The sequence below is a fragment of the Escherichia sp. KCJ4928 genome, from assembly GCF_004352695.1.
GTDB lineage: Bacteria > Pseudomonadota > Gammaproteobacteria > Enterobacterales > Enterobacteriaceae > ECMA0423.
In genome coordinates this window covers 1-3,314 of record NZ_SJWV01000289.1, presented here as the reverse complement: position 1 = coordinate 3,314, position 3,314 = coordinate 1, and the positions used below count along the sequence as shown (strand labels likewise).

Annotated in this window: 5 protein-coding genes and 1 rRNA gene; 4 read left to right on the top strand and 2 right to left on the bottom strand. The window is 49.1% G+C overall.

Features of this window, described 5'->3' with window-relative positions; genetic code table 11:
* Positions 1–113 (top strand): 5S ribosomal RNA (gene rrf, locus E0D98_RS22605); the annotation flags it as partial.
* A 103-nt stretch (positions 114–216) separates the two neighbouring features.
* Here rrf and mobB read toward each other — a convergent pair.
* Both mobB and mobA read right to left on the bottom strand, forming a co-directional pair.
* A complete protein-coding gene (gene mobB, locus E0D98_RS22600) occupies positions 217–744 on the bottom strand; it encodes a molybdopterin-guanine dinucleotide biosynthesis protein MobB (protein ID WP_000907641.1) in 528 nt (175 codons plus the stop codon).
* Positions 726–1,310, bottom strand: a complete 585-nt coding sequence (mobA, locus tag E0D98_RS22595; protein WP_131891066.1) for a molybdenum cofactor guanylyltransferase MobA — start codon at positions 1,308–1,310, stop codon at positions 726–728. The genes mobB and mobA overlap by 19 nt, the downstream gene beginning before the upstream one ends.
* 69 nt (positions 1,311–1,379) lie before the next feature.
* Here mobA and E0D98_RS22590 point away from each other — a divergent pair, with 69 nt between their 5' ends.
* The 3 genes from E0D98_RS22590 to dsbA all read left to right on the top strand — a co-directional run.
* The gene (locus E0D98_RS22590; RefSeq protein WP_001295263.1) at positions 1,380–1,649 is read left to right on the top strand and encodes a YihD family protein; all 270 of its coding nucleotides are present in this window, start codon (positions 1,380–1,382) and stop codon (positions 1,647–1,649) included.
* 76 nt (positions 1,650–1,725) lie between these two features.
* Positions 1,726–2,712: a stress response kinase SrkA gene (gene srkA, locus E0D98_RS22585; RefSeq protein ID WP_001065516.1), complete on the top strand. Its 987-nt coding sequence runs from the start codon at positions 1,726–1,728 to the stop codon at positions 2,710–2,712.
* Between the two features lie 16 nt (positions 2,713–2,728).
* Positions 2,729–3,314, top strand: a 586-nt coding sequence (gene dsbA, locus E0D98_RS22580; protein WP_131891063.1) for a thiol:disulfide interchange protein DsbA, incomplete at its 3' end; no start/stop codon positions are given.

Sequence of the window (3,314 nt, the reverse complement as noted above, 5' to 3'; positions counted from 1 at the left end):
GGCGGCCTTAGCGCGGTGGTCCCACCTGACCCCATGCCGAACTCAGAAGTGAAACGCCGTAGCGCCGATGGTAGTGTGGGGTCTCCCCATGCGAGAGTAGGGAACTGCCAGGCATCAAATTAAGCAGAAGGCCATCCGTCAGGATGGCCTTTTTGCATTGGCGCAGAAAAAAATGCCGGATGCGACGCTGGCGCGTCTTATCCAGCCTACTCTTGCTTATCCGTTCTGCTTTTGCATCCACTCCACCACAAAATCAGCCAGCCCCTCAACATCATTAATATCCAGTAATGCGACATCAAGATTAAGCGGCACATCACTGGCTACAGCAATAACATGCCTGTCTATCACTAATTCTTCAGGTCGATGTCCGGCTCCATCGCGAAACAGCACAATCTTTGCGATCTCTTCATGCTTAAACCCTTCGACCAGAATCAAATCCAGCTTTGAGGTATCCATTCGACTTGCGAGAAACTGTAGATCCAGCTCTTCTTCGTCTGGTGTTTCCGTCATCAAGGCCCATCGTTGCTGGCTGGCAACGATGGTTTGTGCCGCGCCAGCCTTGCGCAGCTCATAGCTATCTTTGCCTGGCTTATCAACATCCATATCATGGTGCGTATGCTTAATCAGCCCTGGACGGATCCCTCTGGCGCATAATGCCGGGATCAGTTGTTTCAAAAGCGTAGTTTTTCCGGTACCACTCCACGCGGCAAAGGCGAGTAACGGTATCATCGTTTTTCCTGCCATCGGGCAAGCTCCTCTGGCGTATTCACGTTAATAAATGCATCTTTATTATCGCTGAAATCAACCGCATGACCGCCAGCCAGACGCATAAATGCCATTACCCGGCGTTCTCCTGCTTGCAGATATTCCAGTAATAAAGGCTCAATTGCGCGGTTTACCAGAGCAATAGTCGGGTGATCGCGTTCACCGTCGTGGACCCACACGACAGGCGCATCTTTGCGCTGATGATTAAGCCGGGCTGCTAAATCCTCGGGAATATAAGGAGTATCGCACGGACAAAACAAAAACCACTCGCCTGCTTCCTGCTGCATTACTGAAAGCATTCCTGCCAGAGGGCCTGGGTAATCCGCCAGTGAATCTTCAATCACTTTCAGAGCGCTTGCCTGATAGATTTCCTGATGGCGATTGGCATTAACCACGACGTGAGAGAGCTGCGTCATAAGCGCGTCAGCGACATGTTGCCATAATGGTTTGCCGTTTAATTCAAGCAATCCTTTATCTACGCCGCCCATTCGTCTGGCTTTACCGCCTGCCAGCACAACGCCTGTTATCGTCGTCATCAGATTCACCGATATCGCCTCTTTTATTGTGGGATTGACCCTGCTAACGTGTCTGTCTCAAGAGTAAGGAGCATTACTATGAAATGTAAACGTCTGAATGAAGTTATTGAACTCCTCCAGCCAGCCTGGCAAAAAGAGCCAGACCTTAACCTGTTGCAATTTTTGCAGAAACTGGCGAAAGAGTCAGGTTTTGACGGCGAACTGGCGGATTTGACGGATGACATTCTGATCTATCACCTGAAAATGCGTGATTCCGCGAAAGATGCGGTGATCCCGGGTTTGCAGAAAGATTATGAAGAAGACTTCAAAACGGCGCTGTTACGCGCTCGTGGCGTAATTAAAGAGTAAAAGCTTGTAAGCGGTGCCACCAAAATCATCGTGAAATGATATCCTTCATCATTCGTAATGTTTTCCGGATGATGGGATGAACAACAGCGCTTTTACTTTCCAGACACTACACCCGGATACCATCATGGATGCTCTATTTGAGCAAGGGATCCGGGTGGATTCCGGTCTTACCCCGCTTAACAGCTATGAAAACCGTGTCTATCAATTTCAGGACGAAGATCGTCGACGTTTTGTCGTCAAATTTTATCGCCCTGAACGTTGGACAGCCGATCAAATCCTCGAAGAACATCAATTTGCGTTGCAGTTGGTAAATGATGAAGTTCCGGTCGCAGCACCTGTGGCCTTTAACGGTCAGACTTTATTGAATCATCAGGGATTTTATTTCGCTGTTTTTCCAAGCGTCGGTGGTCGCCAGTTCGAAGCTGATAATATCGATCAGATGGAAGCGGTTGGGCGTTATTTAGGGCGTATGCACCAGACGGGGCGCAAACAGCTTTTTATCCATCGCCCGACCATCGGTCTGAATGAATATCTCATTGAGCCACGCAAGCTGTTTGAGGACGCTACACTGATACCTTCCGGGTTGAAAGCGGCATTCCTGAAAGCGACAGATGAGCTGATCGCCGCCGTTACAGCGCACTGGCGGGAAGATTTCACCGTTCTGCGGCTACATGGAGACTGCCACGCCGGGAATATTCTCTGGCGCGATGGTCCAATGTTTGTTGATCTGGATGATGCACGTAATGGTCCAGCTATTCAGGATTTGTGGATGTTGCTCAATGGCGATAAAGCCGAGCAGCGGATGCAACTGGAAACTATTATTGAAGCTTATGAAGAATTTAGCGAGTTCGACACCGCTGAAATCGGACTGATTGAACCTTTACGCGCCATGCGTTTGGTTTATTATCTTGCCTGGCTAATGCGGCGTTGGGCTGATCCCGCGTTCCCGAAAAATTTCCCGTGGTTAACCGGGGAAGATTACTGGCTGCGACAAACGGCGACTTTTATAGAACAGGCAAAAGTTCTACAAGAACCCCCTTTACAATTAACACCTATGTATTAATCGGAGAGAGTAGATCATGAAAAAGATTTGGCTGGCGCTGGCTGGTTTAGTTTTAGCGTTTAGCGCATCGGCGGCGCAGTATGAAGATGGTAAACAGTACACTACCCTGGAAAAACCGGTAGCTGGCGCGCCGCAAGTGCTGGAGTTTTTCTCTTTCTTCTGTCCGCACTGCTATCAGTTTGAAGAAGTTCTGCATATTTCTGATAATGTGAAGAAAAAACTGCCGGAAGGCGTGAAGATGACTAAATACCACGTCAACTTCATGGGTGGTGACCTGGGCAAAGATCTGACTCAGGCATGGGCTGTGGCGATGGCGCTGGGCGTGGAAGACAAAGTGACTGTTCCGCTGTTTGAAGGCGTACAGAAAACCCAGACCATTCGTTCAGCATCTGATATCCGCGATGTATTTATCAACGCAGGTATTAAAGGTGAAGAGTACGACGCGGCGTGGAACAGCTTCGTGGTGAAATCTCTGGTCGCTCAGCAGGAAAAAGCTGCAGCTGACGTGCAATTGCGTGGTGTTCCGGCGATGTTTGTTAACGGTAAATATCAGCTGAATCCGCAGGGCATGGATACCAGCAATATGGATGTTTTTGTTCAGC